The organism is Nesterenkonia massiliensis, from assembly GCF_000455245.1.
Taxonomy (GTDB): domain Bacteria; phylum Actinomycetota; class Actinomycetes; order Actinomycetales; family Micrococcaceae; genus Nesterenkonia; species Nesterenkonia rhizosphaerae.
In genome coordinates, this window is sequence record NZ_HG005165.1 from 209830 (window position 1) to 214836 (window position 5007).

The 5007-nt window shown below is 62.9% G+C and carries 2 protein-coding genes and 1 tRNA gene; all 3 read right to left on the bottom strand.

The window, feature by feature from the left end; all coding sequences use genetic code 11:
* Nucleotides 1-263: 263 nt before the first annotated feature.
* Nucleotides 264-2855, bottom strand: a complete 2592-nt coding sequence (locus tag TX78_RS00995) for a 5'-nucleotidase C-terminal domain-containing protein (protein WP_049897262.1) — start codon at nt 2853-2855, stop codon at nt 264-266.
* Between the two features lie 316 nt (nt 2856-3171).
* Nucleotides 3172-4509, bottom strand: a complete 1338-nt coding sequence (gene tig, locus TX78_RS01000; RefSeq protein ID WP_044492857.1) for a trigger factor — start codon at nt 4507-4509, stop codon at nt 3172-3174.
* An 80-nt stretch (nt 4510-4589) separates the two neighbouring features.
* Nucleotides 4590-4663: transfer RNA gene (locus tag TX78_RS01005), tRNA-Pro, on the bottom strand.
* Nucleotides 4664-5007 lie beyond the last annotated feature (344 nt).

The following is a 5007-nucleotide window of genomic DNA, read 5'->3' on the forward strand; positions in this document are numbered from 1 at the left end:
GGCCGCGTCCAGTGGACACCTCCGCGTTCGGTCACGCGTTTTAACGTGAGTTTTCCCCGATATGGGCCATTTTCGGCCCTAGATGCCGTCAAACTGCGTGACCGAAAGCAGCGCGCTGGGCAAGGAGCGCTGCAGCCCAGGCTCGCTCGCACCATGACGCCTCCCAGACAAGCTGATGCCCCGGTACCGAATCGGCAACGGGGCATCAGCCTAAAGAACGGCCTCCACCGAGTCAGGCATTAGCCGTCCAGGTGGCCGCATTGTCATGCAGCTGCATTGCGGCGGGAACGGTAGAGCATGAAGCCACCTACCATCAGCAGCAGAAGGGCCGCGAGCACCACAGCCGTGATGGTGGCACCGGTGCTGGCCAGCCGCACCTCCCCCTCAGTCCCCTCATCCTCCGGGGAGGATTCCCCCGCGGGCACCGCAGCCAGGACCGTCAGCTCCGTCTCGCCCTGACCAGACTCACCGGTCACCGTCAGCAGGTAGTCTCCCGCCTCCAAGTCCTCCGGCACGCTCACCTCGGCGCTGAGCTCACCCGATGCGTCGGTGGTGAACTCACCCAGAACCGGGTTGAGTTCGACGACGACGTCCTCCTCGGCTGCAAACCCACTAGCAGCAACCGTGACCACCTCACCGGCAACAACCTCATTGGGGCTCACACTCACCGAGATGACCGCCTCCTGGTCATCACCGCTCGGCGGGGGCAACTCGTCGTCGCTCCGCTCCACCTGCACCGTGAGGGCAAGCTCGGTGCCGGTCACCGGCTCGGTCAGCACCAGCGGCAGTTCGCCGCCGGGGATCTCGGGGATTTCCAATCTGACTTCGGCCCGACCGCGCTCGTCGGAGTCCTCGACCCAGGTGGGGTCGATGTCGAACTCGGCCAGGACTGAGTCCCCCAGCTGAACCTTCAGTGTCTCGCCCACCGGGATATCCTCATGTGACCACGCCAGGGATGAGACATCAATGGCCAGTTCATCACCTGGGGCGTACACCTGGTCGTCATCGCTGACCCAGTGCACACCGATTCCGCCCCGGTTCAGCTCTGGTTGCAGGACTTCCTGATCCCGGGCGTATTCAACGATGGCTTCGAGGTCATTCTGCCCGGTGTCGTGCATCTCCAGGGCCTCCGGGGCGACGGAGAGTCCGCCACCGCCGCCTGCCATGTGACTATTCAGGACCACCTGGTAGGTCTCAGCCGGGTCCACCGGTTCTCCCTCGATCCACAGGCCGGTGATGCGCTCACCGAATGCAGCCTCGGGATCATAGGTGTAGAAGACGTTGCTGGACTGCCCGTGCCTGGAGAAGCGTCCCTGGTCCTCGCGCCACTGCTGCTCGAAGATGGCGTAGACCTGCTCGCCGGAGAAAGTGCCCACCATCAGCGTATTGGCGAAGGGCTGGGCATTGCCCAGATCGCGGATGCTCAGATCACCCAACGGAAGATCGTCGCGGAGCCCGCCGGAGTTTGTGATGGCGAAGTCCGCCTCCGGGTTCGTGCGGCGCACAGCGGAGAGCTGAGCGTCAGCGACGAGCTCGCCGAGTGTGGAGGCGGCTGCGCGGTTGTCGGGCTCACCGGGTCCCGACTGAGCGCGGGCGAAGGGGATATCGCCCCCGACGGTGGCGACCACTTCGGATCCCAGCTCATCGGCAACCACCACAGCCTCTGCGACAATGGCGTCCACCTCGGGGTGGGAGTCGCAGACCAGCTCATCACTGGTCCCCTCCAGGTCTAGGTCGATCAATCGAGCCTCCGAACCGACGATCTCCCCGGTCGCGGTGTCGAAGCTCAGTTCCAGCTGAGCGAGGTACTCGCCGTACTCGCCAGACTGGGCGACCCACAAATCGCCCTGCTGCTCAGCGAAAGCCTGGTGGGTGTGACCGGAGAACACTGCGTCAATGGCAGGATGAGCGGTCTCGAGCAGCTCAGCAAAGCCAGTGCCGCCGTACCCCTCGTGCACCAGGAGGACGACGACGTCGGCCCCCTCCACTTCCACAAGGTGCTCAGCGTAGAAGTTGGCCTCCTCCGCGAGCGAAGTCCATTCGATGTGGGCGATGCCATCGGGGCTGACAAGCCGGGGCATATCGAGGGTGTTCAGGCCGATGAAGCCCACCTGGACGCCGTCGACCTCGAGGATTTCGTAAGGCTCATACAGATGCTCACCGGTATCCACATGACGGGCGTTGGCGCCGAGCCAGGTGAAGTCGGAGAGCGGCATCACGCGGGTGTCGAAGTCCTCGGCGCCCTGGTCAAACTCGTGGTTGCCCATGCTGGTGACGTCCAGGCCCATGGCGTTGAGCGCCTGGATTGTGGGCTCGTCCTGCTGGATGAAGCTGGTGAATGTGGAAGCTCCAATGTGGTCGCCGGAAGCGCTGAAGACGGTGTTGGGGTTGTGCGCCCGATATGCCTCGACAGTGCACGCCACCGTGGAGGCTGATTCCTCGAGCCGACCGTGGAAATCACTGATGTTGAGGATCTGCAGGTCGACGATCTCACTCTCGGCCGCAGACTCCCCCGCGGCGGGCTGCTCGTCATCGAGCTCCTCCTCATCCACGTTGCCGGCGCCCTCGTCGTTCCCGGCCTCAGCGTCAGCTTCCGGCGCGGACTCTTCCTCTCCACCTGCAGGTGTGCCTTCACCACCATCAGCGGATGTATCGTCCTCGTCCTCGAGGCCAGAGTTATCGGTGCCGGTGTTCTCGTCACCGAAGCTCTCGTCGATCTCCTGATCGGTGACCTCGCCGCTTTGTTCGGACGCAGCCTGGGCTGCAGGCGCGATGCCGAGCAGGACCAGTGCCAGGCCTCCGGCAGTGATCGCTTGGGCCAGTCGAGTGGTTCGGCGCGGGTCCTGCGCAGGCACGTCTGTAGTTAGGGCCATCGTGTAGTTCCAGTCCTCATCTGAAGCGGCGTGCAGTGATTGCTTCGTGCACCGAAACAGATCTCGGCACACAGGCAGCATTCTAGGCACAGTGAGGTAAACGGCACTCAAACAGCACGTGACATCTGCCACGTTAAGGACGCTCCACGACCGGTCGGCGGATGCTGGAGCCTGCAGGCAACGTGGGTACCAGACAGTTCATCAGCGGGAGCTGAGGAATCAGCTCCGGCGCGCCCCAGATACAGCGATGCCCCGGCACCAGACGGCACCGGGGCATCGCGCAATGACTAGCGAGGAATTACTGCTCCTCGGACTCCGCAGCTTCCTCAGCGTCCTGCTCATCGGCAGGGGTCACGAAGGATGTCAGGTCAACAGTGTTGCCCTCGGTGTCGGTGACCTTAGCCAGCTCCAGGACCTTCGCCAGTGCCTTACGGCGGCGAACCTCACCCATGATCATGGGGATCTGGCCAGCCTGATCCAGCATCTGGGCGAACTGGTTGGGCTCCATACCGTACTGCTGAGCAGTGGCAACCAGGTACTCGATGATCTCGCCCTGGTCGACGCCGATCTCTTCCTTATCAGCGACCAGGTCCAAGATGACCTCGTTGCGGAAGGCCTCTTCGGTCTGCTCGCGGATCTCGTTGCGGTGCTCGTCGGTGTCGTGATCGTCACCCTCAGAGTGACCCTGGGAGCTGAAGTGCTGCTCCACCTGGGTATCGACGACGGATGCCGGAACCGGAACCTCCACCAGGGAGAGCAGCTTCTCCAGGACCTTGTCGCGGGCTTCAACGCCCTGCTCCTGGATCAGGTTCTCTTCTGCCTTCTTCTTCAGGTCTTCCTTGAGTTCATCAATGGTGTCGAACTCAGAGGCCAGCTGAGCGAACTCGTCGTCGGCCTCGGGCAGTTCGCGCTCCTTGACTGCAGTCAGGGTGACCTTCACAGAAGCTTCAGCGCCGGAGTGCTCTCCGCCCTTAAGAGTGGTCTCGAAGGTAGCGTCCTCGCCGGCGGAGAGACCTTCGAGGGCCTCGTCGATGCCATCGAGCATGGTGCCGGCGCCGACCTGGTAGGACAGCCCGGTAGCGGAGTCCACCTCTTCGCCGTCGACGGTGGCCAGCAGGTCGATGGTCACGAAGTCATCAGTTGCGGCCGGGCGCTCCACCTCTTTGAGGGTGCCGAAGCGGCTGCGCAGGGCATCCAGTTCCTGCTGCACGGCGTCCTCGTCGGCTTCACGAGCCTCAACCTCGACCTCAAGGCCTGCGTAATCAGGCAGTTCGACCTTCGGGCGGATGTCCAGCTCACCGGAGAACTTCAGAACACCTTCATTGGTCTTCACGTCCGGGATCTCTTCCACCTCAACCTCAGGGCGGGAGAGCGGGATCAGCTCAGCGTCAGCAAGACCGGCCTGGTAGAACTCCTGCAGACCGTCATTGATGGCCTGCTGGATCACGAATTCGCGACCGACCCGCTGGTCAATGATGGCGGCCGGAACCTTACCCTTGCGGAAGCCCGGGACCTGAACCTGCTGGGCAACGCTCTGATAAGCGGCCTTAATCTTGGGCTCGAGCTCCTCGCTCGAGACCTCGACCGTGAGCTTGACTCGAGTCGGGTTCAGTTCTTCGACGGTGCTTTTGACCACGTGGGGGCTCCTGGAAGGTGTTCGGGGTTATTCGGATGCATCGCACCGGAGACATTCGCAGCCGATGCGATTCTTCACCGTCGGGACAACAGGATTTGAACCTGCGGCCTCCCGCTCCCAAAGCGGGCGCTCTACCAAGCTGAGCTATGTCCCGATGCTGGCCGCTTCGATCCCCCAGGATTCCCATGACTCCGCGCAGCTCCGCGGTTTCACCGGGCATCCGAGGGAAATCTCCGTGCCTGGACCGCACTAGCCTATAGGCTCACGCGATTTCGCGCCATTTCAGAGAGCCTCGGGAGGCGCGATGATCCCCGGAACCACGACTTAACGACAAGCCGTACATGGAATCAAAGCGAGGCCTGGTCTCCAGTTGCCTACTCCATTAGTCTCAGGACATTAGTATCCAGCCGCGCAGGAAGCCCCGGACCATGAAGACTACATATCTCCGAGTGACGGTGCTCTTAGGCGGCGCTGGCTGCGGTGTTCCTCGTGCTTGCT